Consider the following 18,342-nt stretch of genomic DNA (forward strand, 5'->3'; position numbering starts at 1 on the left):
CGCCAAATTCCGTGAACTTCCAGGTCAACGTTCGCCATCCGCGAGAGACCATTCATCCAAATACCCGCTTCATGGCATGGGCGAATTCATGGAAGTAATCAGGTGTTTTGTGATCAGGAAGACCTGTATACATGTTTTCGGCAATTGATTGATTGTACCACTTTTGCTGGTCAAATCCTGAGTGAAAATGATTCCACAGCTTGTGCCCTTGCCGGTGAAATTCTTTTTCCATGGATAGCAAGTTATCCAACTTATCAGCTATGATTAGGTATTTCATTTCTTCCTCGGCACTTTTTACTGTGTCAATAGTGTGCTGCTTACGCTCCTGCCATGATTTTGATTTATCTTCTGTATGAGCGGATACGAGTTCAGCAACCCTTGGCCCGAATCGGTCGACAATATCTTCTATCTCGTACGGCGTATCTTCCACGACATCATGTAAATAGCCGGCACAGACTAGCTCCTCACTAAACCCCGCTGCCTCCAGCCGGTGTGCTACACGGATAGGGTGCGTGATATAGGGTTCATTAGAGGCTTTGCGCGTCTGGTTCGCATGAGCCTTTTCGGCAAACGCCTTAGCCAAATTTTTCATTTGTTTTCCTCCTCGCCTAGATTGAAATCAGTATAGCAGGGATGAAAGGGATAGACAAAGGGCGGTGTGTTTCTATTCAGTTTATTTTTGTGTAAGTTATTGATATGATAAGAATAGTGAAAAATGCTTAATAACTACAACGATAGTAATGATACAGGGTTAGGAAGTGTAAACATGGATGAAGGAATCAATAAGCGAAAGACCGAACACATTCGGCTCTGCCTGGAAGATCATGTGGAAGGTGTCGATAAGTCAACTGGACTAGAAGGGATATCATTCATACATAATGCGTTGCCGGAGATTAATTTTGCTGATATCAATTTGCGTTCCCATTTTCTGGACAAGCCAATCAAAGCGCCATTTCTGGTCAGTTCCATGACTGGCGGTTCAGAACTTGCAGCGCAAATCAACCAAAACTTAGCGAAAGCGGCTGAAGAAAAAGGATGGGCGGTAGCACTTGGTTCAACGCGGGCACTTTTGGAAAGCGATGCACACCAGGAATCATTTTTAATACGAAAGCACGCACCGTCCGTTCCTCTTATAGCTAATTTGGGTGCTGTCCAGCTGAATTATGGCTATGGTGCTGAGGCGTGCCGTCGTATTGTGGAGTTGACCGGTGCTGATTCGATTGTGCTTCATTTTAACCCGCTTCAGGAAGCAGTACAGGATGAAGGCGATTTGAATTTCGAAAACCTGTTGCCGAAAATTGAAAAGGTCTGTTCCGCACTGGATGTTCCGGTTGGTGCTAAGGAGGTTGGCTTTGGAATCGATGGAACCATCGCCAAAAAATTATATAATGCCGGCATTTCCTATATTGATGTAGCTGGCGCCGGGGGAACATCTTGGAGCCAAGTGGAAAAACTCCGCTCCAATGATCCGCTGAAAAAGGCTGCAGCGGAGGCGTTCAATAACTGGGGAATTCCGACAAAAGATTGCATTGTATCGGTTAGAAGTGCGCTGGAGGATGTTCCTGTTCCGGTCGTATCCAGTGGCGGTATGAAGACCGGTGTCGATGCCGCGAAAGCACTGACAATTGGTGCAGATGTCATTGGGTTTGCCCGTAAATTGCTCCAGGCTGCGACTGAATCAGATGAAGCAGTCATGCAAACGATGGAACAGATTGAACTTGAACTGAAAATGACGATGTTCGGCATTGGTGCTAAAACAATGGACGATTTAAAAAATACGAAGCGTGTTTCCATTATGGGGAAATCGCTGCTTGAGGACTAACTGCTCACGATTGTGGGCAGTTTTTTGTGTTAATGGAAAAACACCAAAGTTTGGCACGGAAACGCCAAAGTTAACGTCAAAAACACCAAAGTTTAAAGTGAAAACGCCAAAGATCATCATTTCATCCAGCGCCGCAGCCAGAAAATGTCATCAGTGGTTTAGAAATTCATGGTTTATTATTCGCCAGACTTCAAATCCTACACAATGAAGGAGGTTTTTCTATGGATGAAGAAATGTATGAGTCTGAAGACAGTAAAGTAATTCCAATGACATCTATTACTAATGGAACAGGTGAGGCGGTTGCTCCGGACGTGTTTTATTACACAGATCAAATCGTGAACATTAGTTTTATCGGATATCCGGATAGCGGGGAATGGGTGCTGGTGGATGCTGGATTACCCAAGTCCGCTGATGAAATCCGTTATGAAGCAGCCACGCGTTTTGGGGAGGATAGCAGACCATCAGCCATCATTCTAACGCACGGACATTTTGATCATGTGGGTGGGTTAGTTGAATTAGTACAGGAATGGGACGTGCCTGTCTATGCCCATGAACAAGAAATCCCATATTTGACTGGTGAAAAGAGCTATCCGGAACCTGATCCGGGCGTTGAGGGTGGTTTATTGGCGAAAATATCGAAATACTATCCAAACAAACCAATTAACCTAAGCAGTGCTGTAAAACCTGTTCCGGGGTTGAAGGAATGGCAGTGGATTCATACGCCAGGACATTCGCCCGGCCATGTTTCATTTTACCGTGAACGAGATGCCATGTTGCTTTCGGGTGATGCGTTCATTACGGTAAGGCAGGACTCATTTTATAACGTACTCATGCAAACGAGTGAAGTGAATGGCCCGCCACGGTATTTGACAACTGATTGGGAGGCCGCTAAAAAGTCGGTTGAGACATTGGAAGCCTTAAAGCCTGATACGGTAGTTCCGGGTCATGGGACTGCTATGCAAAAAGAGGCATTACAAGAAGGGCTAAAGCACCTTGTCGAAACATTTGACCAAACGGCAAAACCGGATTATGGACGCTATGTTGAAGACACAAAGTATCACTAACTTAGGAATTGCAGAAATCGGCACAACGCCGATTTCTTTAACATTGAAACTATACTAACGGAAAAGCTTGCAGCCAGCTGGGATTCATACAATTCCTTGTTCCATCTGATTAGGTTTAATCCAAGCCTCTATTTAACTATTAAAATAGAGGCTTGGATTTTGTAGACTTTTTGAGTGTTATTCCTTATAAATTGTTATTTGTGAACAAAAGTTGAAATTTACATCACTTACATCTTACAAATAGGAAAAACTGATATACGTCAAATTTTTTTCCGTTCAAATACTGTACAGTAAAGATACAGAAAGATAATGCATGTAAATAAACTTGCAAATACATGCATGCAACTGGGGGTGAGTGAGTAGCTAATTTCTATATTACTATAGTTAACATATGTGAATAACATCACAAATTTAGAGAGGGATGAGTAAGATGAGAAAAAATCAGAAACCTACCACAGTGAATGGATTGCTTAAATCAATTACAATCATTACGCTTGTACTAAGTTTTACGGCACTGATCGTTGGGGGTTACTGGATTTTTAAGAATCAGGCACCGCGACCGCTGGAGGTGATAGCATCCGATGGAACGGTCGTTATGACACAGGATTCCATCAAGGGAGGGCAGGCTGTCTTTCAAAAATACGGCTTAATGGATTACGGCACTGTACTTGGGAACGGGTCATACATGGGTCCTGATTACACTGCAGAAGCATTAAAAGTATATACAGAAGGCATGCAGGATTATTATGCAAAAGAGGATTATGGTACGGATTATGCGGATTTATCGCAGTCGGAAGCTGCAATTATAAAAGATAAAGTCATTTCTGAAATGCGTGAGAACCGATTTAACGAGGATGATAATAAGTTATATGTAACTGATGCACAAGTGTATGGTATTAATCAGGTCGAGGCTTATTATCGTGAGGTATTTGAAAATGGTGATGGTTGGGGATTAAAGGCCAATCTAATTCAAGAACAAGATATGCCGGAAACGAATCGCGCTTATGTAGCTGACGGAGATCAAATTGAACAAATTTCTGATTTCTTTTTCTGGACGGCATGGATCTCTAGCACGAATCGTATCGGAGACGATATCTCTTATACAAATAACTGGCCATTTTATGAAGATGCCGGAAATACGATGTCTTATTCCGCAATCTTATGGAGTGGTGTGAGCATCACCATTCTCGCCCTGTTTGTTGCAATTATTTTATACATCTTTTATAAATATCATTTCGGCATGGAACCGGCCTTTACCAAAGATAGTTATCCTACATTTAATTTAAGTAAGAAAAAGGTAACTGTCTCTCAGGTGAAATCCGCCAAATTCTTTTTACTGGTTGGTGTGATGTTTTTTATCCAGGTCATGCTCGGTGCTTTACTGGCACATTATTATACTGAACCGGATTCATTCTTTGGTATCAAATGGATTTATGATCTGCTGCCATTTGGTATGGCAAAAGGCTATCATCTGCAGCTCGCCATTTTCTGGATTGCCACATCTTGGCTGGGACTAGGTATCTATTTTGCACCGAATGTAGGTGGACTCGAACCAAAACGCCAAGGAAAATTGGTAGATATATTGTTCTGGGCGTTGGTTATTGTTGTTGGTGGATCCATGGTTGGTGAATGGCTAGGTGTCAACGGCTATCTCGGCAATCTATGGTTCTTGTTGGGTCATCAAGGCTGGGAATACCTTGAACTGGGACGTATTTGGCAAATAGCTTTTGCGATTGGCATGGGCATATGGCTGCTTATCGTATTTAGAGGTATACGTGGAGGTTTGCAAAAAGAACGTGACAAGGGCGGATTGATCCACCTGTTGTTTTACGCTTCCATAGCTGTGCCTGCCTTTTACTTTTTTGCATTTTTCATTAACCCGGAAATGAGCTTTACCATGGCGGATTACTGGCGTTGGTGGGTTGTCCATTTGTGGGTGGAAGGCATCTTTGAAGTATTCGCTGTTGTTATAATCGGATTTATGCTTGTAAGTATGAAACTCGTAACGAAGTCTTCTGTTATTCGCATGTTTTATTTTCAAATTATATTGTTGCTAGGAACCGGTGTGCTTGGCATTGGGCATCATTATTACTACAACGGTTCACCGGAAGCATGGATTGCCGTCGGGGCCGTGTTCAGCGCACTGGAAATTATACCCTTGACACTGCTTGTTCTGGAAGCTTATGAACACTACAAAATGATGAAAACCGGTGGCGTTAAATTTCCATATAAACTCACCTTTTGGTTCTTGATTGCAACTTCTTTGTGGAACGTTGTTGGAGCCGGCGTTACAGGATTTCTTATTAATCTTCCTGTCGTCAACTACTTTGAGCACGGTCAACAGTTAACTCCTGCACACGCCCATGCCGCCATGATGGGTGTCTATGGTATGTTTGCTATTGCCGTACTACTATACTCGCTAAGAAATATCGTTAAACCTGAAAAATGGAACGATACCTGGCTGAAGTGGTCATTCTGGTTATTAAATATCGGATTGTTCGGGATGGTTTTTGTTGCCTTGACCCCGATTGGATTTATACAGCTCAAGGAATCCTTTGTTAATGGATATTGGGCATCAAGAACAAGCGACTTCCTTCAACAAGACGTCATTCAGAATCTGATGCTTATACGGGCTATCCCCGATACAATTTTTATTGTGGGTGTTGTTATCCTGATTATATTTATTGTAAAAGTCATGTTCCACCTGAAAAAACCATCGTATCATGGCGGGGACAGCATTCCTGAAGAAGATTAACAGAACTGTGGAGGCAACGGCCGTTTGGTCACTGCCTCTTTTTTACGTGAAAAAGTATACATTTTGGAAGACCTTATAAGTTTTGGCACTCGGTGAAACGAATGGCGAGACCTTCTAATGAAGAAAGAACGGATTCAGGGAGGTTATGCCGCATATACTTAGTAGTAAGACTACACTTCAAGCTCACGAGTTGAGACTGTGGGGGTTGCATAAACATTTATTTGCAATTAAATCATGCTTTGACATCTACAAAAGCAGTATCATTGTATCTCAGCGATGTTTTAGTAATCCGGACCTTGGAAAGACTATAAGTAGCGAGTGGTATGAAGTTGGCAAATGAACGGAGTAGGTAATCGAAAACAATAGGATGATAAAGAGGGACTGATTATGTTTGAATTCATAGCTATTGTGGCAGCGGCCCTGCTGCTATTTATGTTTAGAGATGATAAGAAATACAGAACAGTCTATAGTGGCAGCGAGTCAAATTTAAGTGAGGCAAATGAATATTATTGGTTACTAAAACACAAAAAAATTCCAATCAAGTATCAAATTCCATATAACTGGAAAAATTTCTACCAATTTGGATATAAGGAAAGTCCGGTATATATAAAAGTAAGTGAAGATTATGTGGAAAAAGCGAGAAAAGTGATGATGTATCATCGTATAGAGAAAATGAAAATGCAAAGAAATATCGAGCTTGAGAGAAATAAGTGATAGTCTCCTCTGAGCTTACTCGCGAGCCACCGCATCATTCGGTTGCTGATTCGAGTTATGAGTGCCCTTTTCCATGAGCCGCCGCTTGATTCGTGTTATACGCAAGCACGATATTTCCGACAGGGGTTAGGGCTGTGCTAAAATAGCTAATAGAAAAGAGGTGGCTCCATGGATATAGAGGTATGGTCTGACTTTATATGTCCATTCTGTTATATTGGCAAGCGTCGCCTGGAACTGGCCTTGGATCAATTTCCACATAAAAAGAAGGTAGCAGTGACTTATAACAGCTATGAACTTGATCCGAATGCTGAGAGGAACCCCGGTAAATCGATTCATGAACTGATGGCCGAGAAATTTGGCATGAGTGTTGAAGAGGCCAGAAAATCAAGCGAAGAACTTGGACGTCAGGCGAATGAGCTGGGTTTGACGTATAACTTTGATACGATGCAGCACACAAATACATTTGATGCACATCGAGTAGCACAATATGCAAAAAATAAAGGGAAAGAACATGCTGTCACGGAACGTCTGCTTCGTGCGTATTTCACTGATTCTGAACGAATAAGTGACCATGATACATTAGCTAGGCTAGCTGCCGATGCTGGTCTTGATCGCGGCAACGTACGTGCATTGTTGAAAAGAAATGACTACGCAGACGATGTCCGGATTGACGAGAAAGAAGCGGCTCAACTGGGTGTACAAGGTGTTCCGTTCTTTGTGTTTAATAGTAAATATGCATTATCCGGTGCACAACCACTGGACGTATTTAAAGAGGTGCTTGAAAAAGTATGGGAAGAGGAACAATCGGAACCTTCCCTGCAATCACTGACCCCTAAAAAGTCAAAAACAACATACTGTACTGATGAAGGCTGTAAAATTGAAGAAGATGATTAGTACTCATATAACAACCTCCGGGAAGCGGATTGCTTCATGGGAGGTTGTTTTTTGTTTATAAGGTAGTCAATTTGACACAATTAAAGGATAATGATATAAATAGTTTGTGATAATGATTCTCAATATCATGGTTTAAACTAGCAAGTTTTTGCTTTCAATATCAAAACACTACATACGACAGGTAAGAAGTATATATGTAGAACCTTTTATTGATGGGAATGACCATATCACTAATCAAACATACAGTCTTTTAGTTGTTAGGGATTAATACGCTGTATCAGCAAGGGAACGGGAATGGGATGAGAAAAGGCTATTTGCTTGTCATTGCGTTGATTGTATTATCTTTTATATCGCTGTTTGTCGGTGTTACGAGCATATCACCATTGGATATTTTCCACTTAACGCAGGATCAGCTACAAGTTTTAACCGTGAGTCGACTGCCACGCTTGATTAGTATTTTAATAGCGGGAAGCAGTATTAGTATATGTGGTTTGATTATGCAGCAATTAACGAGGAATAAATTCGTTTCACCGACAACTGCGGGCACCATGGATTCTGCGCGTCTCGGCGTGTTGGTCTCCTTACTTGTTTTTCCTGCTGCAGGCATGTTGGAAAAAATGGCCGTCGCCTTTGCCTTCGCGTTGGCAGGTACATTTATATTTATGAAGATTCTTGATCACATTAAATTTAAGAACACGATTTTTATTCCACTTGTTGGTCTGATGTTCGGGAATATCGTCGGTTCGATTACAACCTTTTTTGGGCTAAAATACAACCTTATACAGAGTATCTCGTCTTGGTTACATGGTGACTTTTCCATGGTGATTGAAGGGCGCTATGAACTTTTATATATCAGTATTCCGGCAATTATTCTGGCGTATTTGTTTGCTAATCGTTTTACTTTGGCAGGCATGGGTGAGGACTTTGCGGTGAACCTTGGCTTGAATTACAAACGGGTTATTAACCTGGGACTAATCATTGTCGCGTTTGTCTCCTCAATCGTGATACTCACTGTAGGAACCCTGCCCTTTTTAGGTCTGATTGTGCCGAATATTGTTACCATTTTTCGCGGGGATAATATTAAGAAAAGTATTTTTCCTACCGCCGCTATGGGAGCGGTATTTGTATTGTTTTGCGATATATTGGGTCGCATTATTATTTATCCGTATGAAATTTCAATCAGCCTAACGATTGGTGTTATCGGCAGTGGAATTTTCCTGTACTTGTTATTGGGGAGAAACGCTCATGAAAGCTAAACTTATTATTCTTGCAACCATCACAGCAGCAATGATTTCGTTATTTCTATTTATTGATATCGGAGGCTATTGGGATTACGTATTACCAAGACGTATAAATAAAATAATCGCTATCATCCTTACAGGTAGTTCGATTGGTGTGTCGACGATTATTTTCCAAACGATCACCAATAATAAAATTTTGACGCCTAACATCATCGGATTAGACTCTTTATACATGCTGATTCAGACCATTGTTGTGTTCATTTTTGGTGCCAGTACATTAACGATGATGAATAGTAACATCCATTTTTTGATTTCTGTTGGCTTGATGTTAGTATTTTCTGCTTTATTGTATACGTTTTTATTTAAACGAGAAGGGCAAAACATTTATTATTTACTGCTTGTTGGTCTGATTATGGGAACATTGTTTTCAAGTGTATCTTCGTTCATGCAGATATTGATTGATCCGAACGAGTTTCTTGTCGTAAGGGACTCCATGTTTGCAAGTTTTAACAATGTAAATACACAGTTGCTCTTCATTTCTTCTGTGAGCGTAGTGCTGATTGGATTATATTTCTTACGTTTTATCAAATACTTAGATGTTTTGTCATTAGGAAAGGAACAAGCAATTAATTTAGGGGTGAGCTATGATGCCATAGTCAAGAGATTGTTAATGATTATTGCTGTCCTTGTGTCCATATCAACCGCATTGGTTGGCCCTATCACGTTTTTAGGATTGTTGGTAGCCAACATCACTTACCATTTTATGGGGACCTATCAACACAAATTTTTATTCGCGGGTTCGATTTTCATTAGCATTATTTCCTTGGTAGGGGCGCAAATGCTGGTTGAACGTGTATTTAGTTTTTCAACATCTGTTAGTGTTATTATCAATCTTGTTGGCGGGTTGTATTTTCTTTATCTGCTTTTAAAGGAGAGTAAGTAATGCTAGAAGTTAAAAATGTTACCAAACAGTATGGTCAGAAGAAAGTAGTGGAGGATGTTTCTGTCAACATAGAAAAGGGAAAAATCACCTCGTTTATTGGCCCGAATGGTGCGGGGAAAAGTACACTATTATCCATGGTCAGTCGGCTGATCAGTAAGGATAGTGGTGAGATTGTTGTTGACGGAACAGACATAAGAGAAAACAAAAGTAATGATCTAGCCAAAAAGATATCTATTCTCAAACAATCGAATAATATTAACATCCGCATTACAATCAAGGATTTGGTCTGTTTTGGCCGATTTCCCTATTCACAAGGAAGGTTAACCGAAGAAGACTGGAAGCATGTAAATGACGCATTGCATTACATGAGGTTAGAAAGTATGCAAAATAAATATATTGATCAACTAAGCGGTGGGCAGCTACAAAGGGCCTATATAGCGATGGTACTCGCACAAGACACAGAATATATCCTTTTAGACGAACCACTCAATAATTTGGATATGAGTCACTCGGTCGAAATAATGAAAGCACTAAGAAAAATGGTGAATGAACTACAGAAAACAGTCGTAATTGTTCTGCACGACATTAATTTTGCTTCTTGTTATTCCGATCACATTATTGCATTAAAGGATGGGAAGGTTGTAAAAGGAGGCACCACAGAGGAGATTATTCAACAAACGGTGTTAAAAGAAGTATATGATATGGACATCCAAATCGAAACCATTAACAACAACAGGATTTGTATCTATCATACGTAAAGCCTATCGCAACAGACAAGAACAACGCCCAATTAGTTTCAAAAATGTAGTGAATTTTCTATTGACGTTTGTTGAGACAAGTGATATTGTATAAAACAGTGATATTGATAATCAATTTCAATCCAGTACAGACTTAGTTAAAGGATACCTATTGTTTAAGTAACTGGATGATTGAATTGCCCTTCTACAAGGGTTTATTTTTCCAACATCATTGATAATGATTATCAATGTCATTACAGGTAAGGCTAGTACTTTCATTGAAAAGGAGGACGGGTGCTCGGGTACATCGATGATACATAAGACATCGAGAGCGTATGGCATAAATAATGCAGGCAGTTATGCTAATATAAAAAATTACTTTGAGGTGATTAAGGTGTTTAAGAAAATATCGGTATTTTTACTAGTTATTCTTTTAACGGTAGCTTTGGCAGCTTGTGGCTCTAGTGATTCTGACAATTCGTCCAGCAATTCCAATGATTCATCAGATAAAGATAATAAAGAATCCGCAAAGGAAACGATCACAGTCGATCATGAACTGGATAGCACAGACGTTCCGAAAAATCCGGAAAATGTCGTAGTGTTTGACTATGGTGCTTTGGAGACCCTTGATAAGCTGGACGTTCCAGTTAAAGGTGTTGCAAAAGGAAGTGCTCTCCCGGAATACTTATCGAAGTATGAGGGTTCGGAATATAAGAATGTTGGCAGTTTAATTGAACCCGACTTTGAAGCAATCAATGAACTGCAGCCCGAGCTGATTATTATTTCCAGCAGACAGTCTGACGCTTATAAAGAATTAAGTAAAATTGCACCTACTATCTACGTAGGTATAGATAATAAAAATTATATGGATTCATTTACGAAAAACACAAAAACGCTCGGGAAAATCTTTGAGAAGGAAGACGAGGCCAATCAAGCACTGGATGACATCAAACAATCCATTCAAGACCTCCAGGATAAGACTTCTGACAATGACAAAAAAGGTCTCATTGTCTTATCAACCGGTGGGAAAATTAGTGCATATGGTCCCGGATCACGCTTTGGTCTAGTTCATGATGTGTTTGGCGTTCAACCAGCAGATGAGAACATTGAAGCATCGACGCATGGTCAGAAAGTGACGTTTGAATATGTCGCCGAACAAGACCCGGATTATTTGTTTGTTATTGATCGGTATAAAGCTATTGGTGGCGACACAGTTGCCAGTGAAGTACTTGATAATGAGCTTGTAAATGGAACGAAGGCTGCTGAAAATGACAATATCATTTATTTAAATCCGAATGTATGGTATCTTTCCGGTGGCGGTCTGCTATCGATGGAAGAAATGATTAAAGAAGTTGACAATGGACTGGAATAGAAAACAAAGAAGCAAGGGAATGAATCTCTTGCTTCTTTTCTAATTAAAACTAAAATGCGGCAAATTAAAGTAAATTTAACAGGAATTTGTAAACAAAATGTTAATGCTCCCCAGAGCCATTGTCGGGCTGGGAATCCCACAAATCATCTGTATATAATAAAACTTGCGCCATCCCCATAAAATATGTTTGAATAAAGTAACAATGAAAGAAATGAGGGAATATCAGCTATGAAAAAATTATTAATGTCACTTATAGCGCTGTCACTGGCGGTTGTGCTCGCAGCATGTGGCGGTGATGATGAGGGTTCAGATGATAAGCAGGATAAAGGTGACAATGAAAATGGACAAGCCTCCCAGCAGCAGGACATGCCAAAACCTGATTTGAAAAACATACCTGACGTTGTTGCCAAGGTGAACGGTGAAGAAATCAAGAAGCAAGAATTCAAGTCTATGTATCAAAGTAATTTTCAACAAATGGCAATGCAGTCACAGCTAACCGGGCAGAAGCTAGACCAAGATAAAATGAAAAAGCAGATAGCAGATCTCATGGTCAATAACGAGCTGCTTATTCAAGAGGCAAACAATCGTGATTATAGCGCATCTGACAAAGACGTGGATGAAAAACTAAATGATATGGTGAAGCAGTTTGGCATGGAGTCAAAAGACAAAATGCTAAGTAATTTTGAAGAACAAGGGATGAAGGAAAAGGAAGTTGTTTCTCAGGTTAAGACACAGGTCAAAGTAGACAAACTGGTTGCTGAAGAATCCGGCGGTATAGAGCCGACGGAAAAGGAAATAAAGGAAGCATATGACCAATGGAAGAAACAACAACAACAAGCGCAAAAGAATGACAAGGACGATAAAGATGGGGAAAATAAAGAAGAAGATAAAGAAATAGCTTCATTCGATGAGAAAAAATCGGAATTGAAACAAGCGATTAAAAACCAGAAGCAACAACAAGAGCTGCAAACGATTGTAGAAAAACTCCGTAAAGATGCTGACGTAACCGTTAATCTGTAATAGTGAAAAACCAGGTTCTATTTAGGAACCTGGTTTCTTTCTGGTAGACGAATTATTAAGCTAGCTGAAAATATAATCACAGTCAGTTACGTCTAGCACCAGTGCTTGTGCTTTGGTTCGTCATCTGCGGTGTAATAATCGAATCGATGGCAGTAAGCAATTGGTTCATTTGCTCATCTGTGCCAATGGAAATGCGCACGTAATTGGAGACAGCCGGTTTTTGAAAATGCCGGATTAAGATCTTTTGCTGTTTTAATTCCCGGTAAAGTGTTTCTCCCGTCACTTTATAGTGAGAGGCAAAAATGAAGTTGGCCGCGGATGGCAGCACGGTGAATCCGCGTTTTTTCATTTCAGGAATCAGCCACTCTCGCGTTTCGATGATTTGATTTGTTGTTTTATGAAAGTAGGTAACATCGTTTATAGCTGCTTCGGCACCGGCAATGGCCAACCGATCCATTGTATAGGAATTGAAAGAGTCTTTAATACGTATGAGTGCTTCAATGAGTTCCGGGTGTCCGATGGCGAATCCGACACGGAGTCCAGCCAGTGAACGGGATTTGGACATCGTCTGAACAACGAGTAAGTTTGGATATTGTTCTACAAGGGACGCGGCCGAAGCAGGTGCAAAGTCAATATACGCCTCATCAATGATAACCACTTGATCGGGATTATTTGCAACGATTTCTTCCACTGTATCTATATCGAGATATAATCCTGTTGGTGCATTAGGATTGGCGATGATGACGCCGCCTTCTGATTGGAAAAAAGACGCCACCGGAATAGAAAAGTCACGGTTTAATGGAACTTCGTCGTATGGAATATTAAAAAGCTTAGCATAGACCGGGTAAAAGCTATACGTAATCGACGGAAACCGTATGTGGGCATCCGTTTCAAAAAAAGCCATAAATGAAAAGGCGAGTACTTCATCAGAACCGTTTCCGACAAAAATGTGATCCTTATCAAGTCCGTAATATTGCCCAATATCACTTCGGAGCTTATCAGCGCTTGGTGATGGATACAATTGTAGTTTTCGTGTTAGTTCGGATTGAATTGCCGCAACTACTTTAGGCGATGGTCCATAAGGGTTTTCATTCGTATTCAGCTTAATGATGTCGGAATCATTTAGTTGTTCTCCCGGTACATATGGCTCAGTCCGTTTGACGGTTTCGCTCCAGAACTTATGCATGTTTGGTACCTTCCTTTACCGCATGACGTTCGGCCAGAGCTTGCTGGATATCGGTGATAGAGACCCCCATTAACTCCATCAGGACAAGTGTGTGGTAAGTAAGGTCGGCAATTTCCCACACCATTTCATCATGGCTGTTATTTTTGGCACCAATGATGACTTCACTTGTTTCTTCGCCGACTTTTTTAAGGATTTTATCAATACCTTCCGTAAACAAATACGTGGTATAGGACCCTTCCTCAGCTTCTTTACGGCGTTTCCTGATAAGATCAGCCAGTTCACTGGGGGTCATTTGTTCAGCCGCGTCGTTTTCTTTCAGTGTATGATGGAAGCATGTAGGCTTTCCGGTATGGCAGGCTGGTCCCATTGGCTCTACTGTCACCAGAAGTGCATCCGCATCACAATCATAGCGAATTTCCTTAACCTGTTGCCTGTTACCTGATGTTTCCCCTTTATGCCAGAGTTGCTGGCGTTTCCTGCTATAGAACCATGTTTCATTGGTTGCTAATGTTTTTTCGAGTGATTCCTTGTTCATGTACGCGTGAGTCAGTACCTTGCCTGTTACGACGTCCTGGATAATGGCAGGTACAAGGCCCTGCTCGTCAAATGTGATTTTGTTAAGCTGTTCGTTGTACATACGCTGTTACCTCCTGACGGAAATTCCGTTTTGGTCCAAAAACGTTTTCAGTTCCGGAATGTTGATGTCGTTATAATGAAAGACAGAAGCTGCTAAAGCCGCGTCGGCATCAGCCTTTGTTAGTACCTCTAGTATATGAGACTTTGATCCGGCGCCACCACTGGCGACAACAGGAATGTTGACATTGCTGGTGATTGCCTTCGTAAGCTCCAGATTGTATCCGTTTTTGTCGCCATCTGTGTCAATAGCATTTACGACAATTTCACCTGCACCAAGTCGCTCTCCTTCTTTAGCCCATGCAACTGCATCGATACCGGTATCTTCCCGGCCACCTTTAATGAAAGTATGCCATTTTCCCGAGTCCAATTGTTTGGCATCAATCGATAAGACAATGCATTGGCTGCCGAATTTCAACGCTGCTTCCCGTATTAGGTCAGGGTTTTTCACGGCTAAGCTGTTGATAGACACTTTGTCTGCGCCACTTCGGAGTGTCTGGTAAATATCTTCAATGCTGCGGATACCGCCGCCAACCGTAAATGGGATAGCAATCTCCGCTGCTACTTTTTCGACAACTTCCAGAAATAATGGTCGATTTTCATTTGATGCGGTTATGTCATAGAAGACTAGTTCATCGGCACCGGATTGATTGTACCGTTTGGCGAGTTCAACCGGATCGGCAACATCCTGTATATTTTGGAACTTGTGCCCTTTGACAACACGTCCTTTATCAACATCCATGCATGGGATGATTCGTTTCGCTAGCATTTACGTTTCCTCCCGTACTGTTTTAAATGATAGAGTCCCGTCATACAATGCTTTACCGATAATCGCACCATACAGATCCATCTCCTTGAGCCTTTGTACATCTGATACACTGGATACACCGCCTGAAGCAATGACGTTGATGCTTGTTAGCTCATTGATGGTCTTAAGTTCTTGAAAATTTGGACCCTTCAACATGCCGTCTTTCAAAATGTCTGTATATATGATGGTTTGTATTCCGGAAGACTCAAGCTCTTTGATTAACTCCGATGCCTTTACATCACTCGTTTCCGTCCATCCGTCAATAGCGACATGGCCATTTCGTGCATCAATGGACACAGCGATTTTGTCAGGATAGGCAGTGACCGCTTCGTTTAAAAAATCCCTGTCGTTAATGGCGGCCGTCCCAATAATAACTCTGTCAGCACCAGCTTCTATATATGCGTCGATAGTGTCCATGGAACGGATGCCACCCCCGATTTGTACAGGAATATGAATAGAGCGGACCATTTCCCGGATTGTTTCAGCATTGGCAGCAGTGCCGGTTTTAGCACCGTTAAGGTCAACGATGTGTAAATAATCGGCTTGCTCTCGTTCCCATTGTTTAGCCATGTCGGCAGGTGCGTTACTATAAATCTGCTCCCGATTATAATCCCCTTGTGTGAGGCGGACACAGTTGCCGTCTTTAATGTCAATCGCCGGAAGTAGTATCATGCTATCATCTCCCCAACATTCTTCAGTAATTGCAATCCAATTCTACCGCTCTTTTCCGGGTGAAATTGCATGCCGATCAAATTATCTTTCTGGACGATGGCAGGGATTAATCCACCATACGTCGTGCTGCTGACCAGCTGATGTTGCGGATACGAGCGGACAGCATAGGAGTGAACAAAATAAACATAGGATTCATCCGGAACACCGTTGAGCAGCGAACTTTCCTGATGGTGCGTCAGTGTGTTCCAGCCCATATGCGGGACTTTGACTTCACCGCTTATGCGGTCAACGGTACCCTGAAGGAGACCGAGGCCACGCCATTCCCCGTCTTCATAACTTTTGTCAAAAAGCAACTGCATGCCAAGGCAGATCCCCATTAATGGCTTACCGGCTGCTGCCTCCCGCTGAAGCAATTCAGTCAGGTTCAGATTTCTCAAGGCTTCCATCGCGTCACGGAAAGCACCGACTCCGGGTAGGATAATTCCGTCGCTATTGCGGATGACACTTGCTTCAGTCGTCAGCTTGGCATCCAGACCAATTGATGTTAGTGCAAATTGCAGGCTTTTGATGTTACCTGCTCCGTAATCAATAATGGCAATCATATGATTTCCCCTCTTCTATAAGGATCCTTTCGTTGATGGAATTCCACTCATCCTGTTATTAAGACATGTGGCTTGATCGAGTGCACGGCCGAATCCTTTAAAAATTGATTCAATGATATGATGACTGTTTGATCCGTAAAGCAGGTTTATGTGCAGCGTGATACCGGCATGATTGACGAAAGCCCGGAAGAACTCTTCAGCAAGCTCCGTATCAAATGCACCTACTTTATCTTTGAGTCCGTCGACATGCCAGACAAGATAGGGACGTCCACTGATATCGACTGACACTGAATTGAGCGCTTCATCCATTGGTGTTGTCACCGTTGCATAGCGGTTAATGCCAGCTTTATCACCAATCGCTTGTTTGAATGCCTGGCCAAGAACGATGCCGGTATCCTCAACTGTATGGTGCTGATCAACTTCCAAGTCACCATCACATGACAGGTGCAAATCGAAAAGTCCGTGTTTGGTCATTAATATTAGCATGTGGTCAAAAAAACCAACGCCGGTAGCAATATCTGATGTCCCTGTACCATCGAGACTAAGTTCAGCGGTGATTTTGGTTTCCGCTGTTTCACGGCTCATCGTTTGTTTACGCATGGTTTTCCCCCTTTCTAATTTGCACGGAATTCGCGTGTGCGGTTAGTCCTTCTGCTTCGGCAAGGGTGCTGACAGCTTGCGAAACTTTGGTCAATGCATCTTGATCGTAATGAATAATGCTTGATTTTTTGACGAAATCATATACGCCAAGCGGTGACGAAAAGACTGCTGTTCCACTTGTCGGCAATGTATGATTAGGACCGGCAACATAGTCACCAAGCGGTTCAGGGGAATAATCGCCAAGAAAAATGGCCCCTGCATTCGTGATGGATGGTAAGCTTTCAAATGGTTTCTCAATCATAAGCTGTAAATGCTCCGGTGCAATAAAATTGGCGGTGTCAAGTGCTTCTGCAAGTGTTTCCGTCACAATGATGTGTCCGTTCTGTTCCAAAGACTGGCGAATGGTAGCTTTTCGTTCCAGTTTTTCTGTCTGGTTCGATATTTCTTCTTGTATCGCTTTAGCCATCGCATCGCTCGGAGTCACCAACAACGGCCTTGCCTGTTCGTCATGTTCCGCCTGTGATAATAAGTCGGCAGCAGCAAACGCGGCATTTGTTGTATCATCAGCCACAATGCAAATCTCACTTGGCCCGGCAATCATATCGATCGCGACATCCCCATATACCCACTTTTTGGCTCGGGCGACGTAGGCATTGCCAGGGCCGGCTATTTTATTAACGCTCTTTATCGTTTCTGAACCATAAGCAAGTGCGGCAATGGCCTGTGCGCCCCCGACTTTATAGACATGATCAGCACCTGCTTCCATGGCCGCAGCAAGACATAGGGGCTGATATTTCCATTTTCATCGGGTGGGGTGGTAATGGCGATTTCACTAACCCCGGCTAATTTTGCTGGAATCACATTCATTAATACAGATGAAGGGTAGGCAGCCTTTCCACCAGGAATATAAATACCAACACGCTCGATAGGGGTTACCTTTTGTCCCAATGTTATGCCGCTATCCGGATTCATGAACCAGGACTGCTCCTTTTGTTCGACATGAAAGGCTTCGATATTTTTGCGTGCAGTCTCAAGTGCTGTTTTAAATTGCCGGCTTATAGCCATTTCTGCTTCTCGGAATTCATCCCCGGTAACTTGCAAATTGCTGAGACTGACACCGTCAAGTTCCTCTGTGAGTCGGAAAAGCGCACGATCCCCATTATTCCGGACATCAGAAATAATGGTGAGCACTGTTTCGTCCAAACGGCTGTCTTGCGTTTGGACTGATGCCGTCGTATACGTCTGCCGGAATTGTTTCGCTGTTACTTTTTTCAACATT

The 18,342-nt window shown here is 42.1% G+C and carries 17 protein-coding genes and 1 pseudogene; 10 read left to right on the forward strand and 8 right to left on the reverse strand.

All coding sequences use genetic code 11. The annotated features are described in order from the left end of the window. Window positions 1-52: 52 nt before the first annotated feature. Window positions 53-592 (reverse strand): HD domain-containing protein, encoded by a 540-nt coding sequence (locus FFL34_RS10560; protein WP_138603413.1) that lies wholly within the window; start codon window positions 590-592, stop codon window positions 53-55. Window positions 593-766: 174 nt separating this feature from the next. Here FFL34_RS10560 and fni point away from each other — a divergent pair, with 174 nt between their 5' ends. The 10 genes from fni (at window position 767) to FFL34_RS10610 (ending at window position 12,562) form a co-directional block, all read left to right on the forward strand. Then, window positions 767-1,822: a type 2 isopentenyl-diphosphate Delta-isomerase gene (fni, locus tag FFL34_RS10565; RefSeq protein ID WP_138603414.1), complete on the forward strand. Its 1,056-nt coding sequence runs from the start codon at window positions 767-769 to the stop codon at window positions 1,820-1,822. A gap of 221 nt (window positions 1,823-2,043) precedes the next feature. Then, the gene (locus FFL34_RS10570; RefSeq protein ID WP_138603415.1) at window positions 2,044-2,886 is read left to right on the forward strand and encodes an MBL fold metallo-hydrolase; all 843 of its coding nucleotides are present in this window, start codon (window positions 2,044-2,046) and stop codon (window positions 2,884-2,886) included. A gap of 421 nt (window positions 2,887-3,307) precedes the next feature. After that, window positions 3,308-5,641: a nitric-oxide reductase large subunit gene (locus tag FFL34_RS10575; protein WP_138603416.1), complete on the forward strand. Its 2,334-nt coding sequence runs from the start codon at window positions 3,308-3,310 to the stop codon at window positions 5,639-5,641. 387 nt (window positions 5,642-6,028) lie between these two features. After that, on the forward strand, window positions 6,029-6,355 hold the full coding sequence (locus tag FFL34_RS10580; RefSeq protein ID WP_138603417.1) for a hypothetical protein: 327 nt from the start codon (window positions 6,029-6,031) through the stop codon (window positions 6,353-6,355). Window positions 6,356-6,523: 168 nt separating this feature from the next. Further along, complete coding sequence (locus FFL34_RS10585) at window positions 6,524-7,249, forward strand: DsbA family oxidoreductase (RefSeq protein WP_138603418.1); 726 nt, start codon at window positions 6,524-6,526, stop codon at window positions 7,247-7,249. 299 nt (window positions 7,250-7,548) lie between these two features. After that, on the forward strand, window positions 7,549-8,505 hold the full coding sequence (locus FFL34_RS10590) for an ABC transporter permease (RefSeq protein WP_138603419.1): 957 nt from the start codon (window positions 7,549-7,551) through the stop codon (window positions 8,503-8,505). Further along, window positions 8,495-9,433, forward strand: coding sequence for an iron chelate uptake ABC transporter family permease subunit (locus FFL34_RS10595; protein WP_138603420.1), 939 nt, complete (start codon window positions 8,495-8,497; stop codon window positions 9,431-9,433). The genes FFL34_RS10590 and FFL34_RS10595 overlap by 11 nt, the downstream gene beginning before the upstream one ends. After that, complete coding sequence (locus tag FFL34_RS10600; RefSeq protein WP_138603421.1) at window positions 9,433-10,191, forward strand: iron ABC transporter ATP-binding protein; 759 nt, start codon at window positions 9,433-9,435, stop codon at window positions 10,189-10,191. The genes FFL34_RS10595 and FFL34_RS10600 overlap by 1 nt, the downstream gene beginning before the upstream one ends. Window positions 10,192-10,564: 373 nt before the next feature. Beyond that, window positions 10,565-11,542 (forward strand): siderophore ABC transporter substrate-binding protein, encoded by a 978-nt coding sequence (locus FFL34_RS10605; RefSeq protein WP_234031476.1) that lies wholly within the window; start codon window positions 10,565-10,567, stop codon window positions 11,540-11,542. Window positions 11,543-11,770: 228 nt separating this feature from the next. Continuing rightward, a complete protein-coding gene (locus FFL34_RS10610) occupies window positions 11,771-12,562 on the forward strand; it encodes a SurA N-terminal domain-containing protein (RefSeq protein ID WP_138603423.1) in 792 nt (263 codons plus the stop codon). A gap of 82 nt (window positions 12,563-12,644) precedes the next feature. Here the strand turns inward: FFL34_RS10610 and hisC are convergent, their stop codons facing one another. The 7 genes and pseudogenes from hisC to hisD form a co-directional block, all read right to left on the reverse strand. Further along, the gene (hisC, locus tag FFL34_RS10615) at window positions 12,645-13,748 is read right to left on the reverse strand and encodes a histidinol-phosphate transaminase (protein ID WP_138603424.1); all 1,104 of its coding nucleotides are present in this window, start codon (window positions 13,746-13,748) and stop codon (window positions 12,645-12,647) included. Continuing rightward, window positions 13,741-14,385 carry a bifunctional phosphoribosyl-AMP cyclohydrolase/phosphoribosyl-ATP diphosphatase HisIE gene (gene hisIE, locus FFL34_RS10620; RefSeq protein WP_138603425.1) on the reverse strand — a complete coding sequence of 215 codons (645 nt, stop codon included), beginning with the start codon at window positions 14,383-14,385 and terminating at the stop codon, window positions 13,741-13,743. Before hisIE ends, hisC begins: the two co-directional genes overlap by 8 nt. Before the next feature lie 6 nt (window positions 14,386-14,391). Then, on the reverse strand, window positions 14,392-15,150 hold the full coding sequence (gene hisF, locus FFL34_RS10625) for an imidazole glycerol phosphate synthase subunit HisF (protein WP_138603426.1): 759 nt from the start codon (window positions 15,148-15,150) through the stop codon (window positions 14,392-14,394). Beyond that, window positions 15,151-15,861 (reverse strand): 1-(5-phosphoribosyl)-5-[(5-phosphoribosylamino)methylideneamino]imidazole-4-carboxamide isomerase, encoded by a 711-nt coding sequence (hisA, locus tag FFL34_RS10630; RefSeq protein ID WP_138603427.1) that lies wholly within the window; start codon window positions 15,859-15,861, stop codon window positions 15,151-15,153. Continuing rightward, on the reverse strand, window positions 15,858-16,463 hold the full coding sequence (hisH, locus tag FFL34_RS10635; RefSeq protein WP_138603428.1) for an imidazole glycerol phosphate synthase subunit HisH: 606 nt from the start codon (window positions 16,461-16,463) through the stop codon (window positions 15,858-15,860). The genes hisA and hisH overlap by 4 nt, the downstream gene beginning before the upstream one ends. A gap of 15 nt (window positions 16,464-16,478) precedes the next feature. Next, on the reverse strand, window positions 16,479-17,063 hold the full coding sequence (hisB, locus tag FFL34_RS10640; RefSeq protein WP_138603429.1) for an imidazoleglycerol-phosphate dehydratase HisB: 585 nt from the start codon (window positions 17,061-17,063) through the stop codon (window positions 16,479-16,481). Further along, window positions 17,056-18,341, reverse strand: a pseudogene (hisD, locus tag FFL34_RS19030) (histidinol dehydrogenase). Before hisD ends, hisB begins: the two are co-directional and overlap by 8 nt. Between the last annotated feature and the right edge of the window lies 1 nt (window position 18,342).

The organism is Lentibacillus cibarius, assembly GCF_005887555.1.
GTDB lineage: Bacteria > Bacillota > Bacilli > Bacillales > Amphibacillaceae > Lentibacillus > Lentibacillus cibarius.

What these genes read in the sequence shown, in the direction of transcription:
- FFL34_RS10560 (WP_138603413.1), bottom strand. Translation starts at nt 592, where the DNA reads ATGAAAAATTTGGCTAAGGCGTTTGCCGAAAAGGCTCATGCGAACCAG.
- fni (WP_138603414.1), top strand. Translation starts at nt 767, where the DNA reads ATGGATGAAGGAATCAATAAGCGAAAGACCGAACACATTCGGCTCTGC.
- FFL34_RS10570 (WP_138603415.1), top strand. Translation starts at nt 2,044, where the DNA reads ATGGATGAAGAAATGTATGAGTCTGAAGACAGTAAAGTAATTCCAATG.
- FFL34_RS10575 (WP_138603416.1), top strand. Translation starts at nt 3,308, where the DNA reads ATGAGTAAGATGAGAAAAAATCAGAAACCTACCACAGTGAATGGATTG.
- FFL34_RS10580 (WP_138603417.1), top strand. Translation starts at nt 6,029, where the DNA reads ATGTTTGAATTCATAGCTATTGTGGCAGCGGCCCTGCTGCTATTTATG.
- FFL34_RS10585 (WP_138603418.1), top strand. Translation starts at nt 6,524, where the DNA reads ATGGATATAGAGGTATGGTCTGACTTTATATGTCCATTCTGTTATATT.
- FFL34_RS10590 (WP_138603419.1), top strand. Translation starts at nt 7,549, where the DNA reads ATGAGAAAAGGCTATTTGCTTGTCATTGCGTTGATTGTATTATCTTTT.
- FFL34_RS10595 (WP_138603420.1), top strand. Translation starts at nt 8,495, where the DNA reads ATGAAAGCTAAACTTATTATTCTTGCAACCATCACAGCAGCAATGATT.
- FFL34_RS10600 (WP_138603421.1), top strand. Translation starts at nt 9,433, where the DNA reads ATGCTAGAAGTTAAAAATGTTACCAAACAGTATGGTCAGAAGAAAGTA.
- FFL34_RS10610 (WP_138603423.1), top strand. Translation starts at nt 11,771, where the DNA reads ATGAAAAAATTATTAATGTCACTTATAGCGCTGTCACTGGCGGTTGTG.
- hisC (WP_138603424.1), bottom strand. Translation starts at nt 13,748, where the DNA reads ATGCATAAGTTCTGGAGCGAAACCGTCAAACGGACTGAGCCATATGTA.
- hisIE (WP_138603425.1), bottom strand. Translation starts at nt 14,385, where the DNA reads ATGTACAACGAACAGCTTAACAAAATCACATTTGACGAGCAGGGCCTT.
- hisF (WP_138603426.1), bottom strand. Translation starts at nt 15,150, where the DNA reads ATGCTAGCGAAACGAATCATCCCATGCATGGATGTTGATAAAGGACGT.
- hisA (WP_138603427.1), bottom strand. Translation starts at nt 15,861, where the DNA reads ATGATACTACTTCCGGCGATTGACATTAAAGACGGCAACTGTGTCCGC.
- hisH (WP_138603428.1), bottom strand. Translation starts at nt 16,463, where the DNA reads ATGATTGCCATTATTGATTACGGAGCAGGTAACATCAAAAGCCTGCAA.
- hisB (WP_138603429.1), bottom strand. Translation starts at nt 17,063, where the DNA reads ATGCGTAAACAAACGATGAGCCGTGAAACAGCGGAAACCAAAATCACC.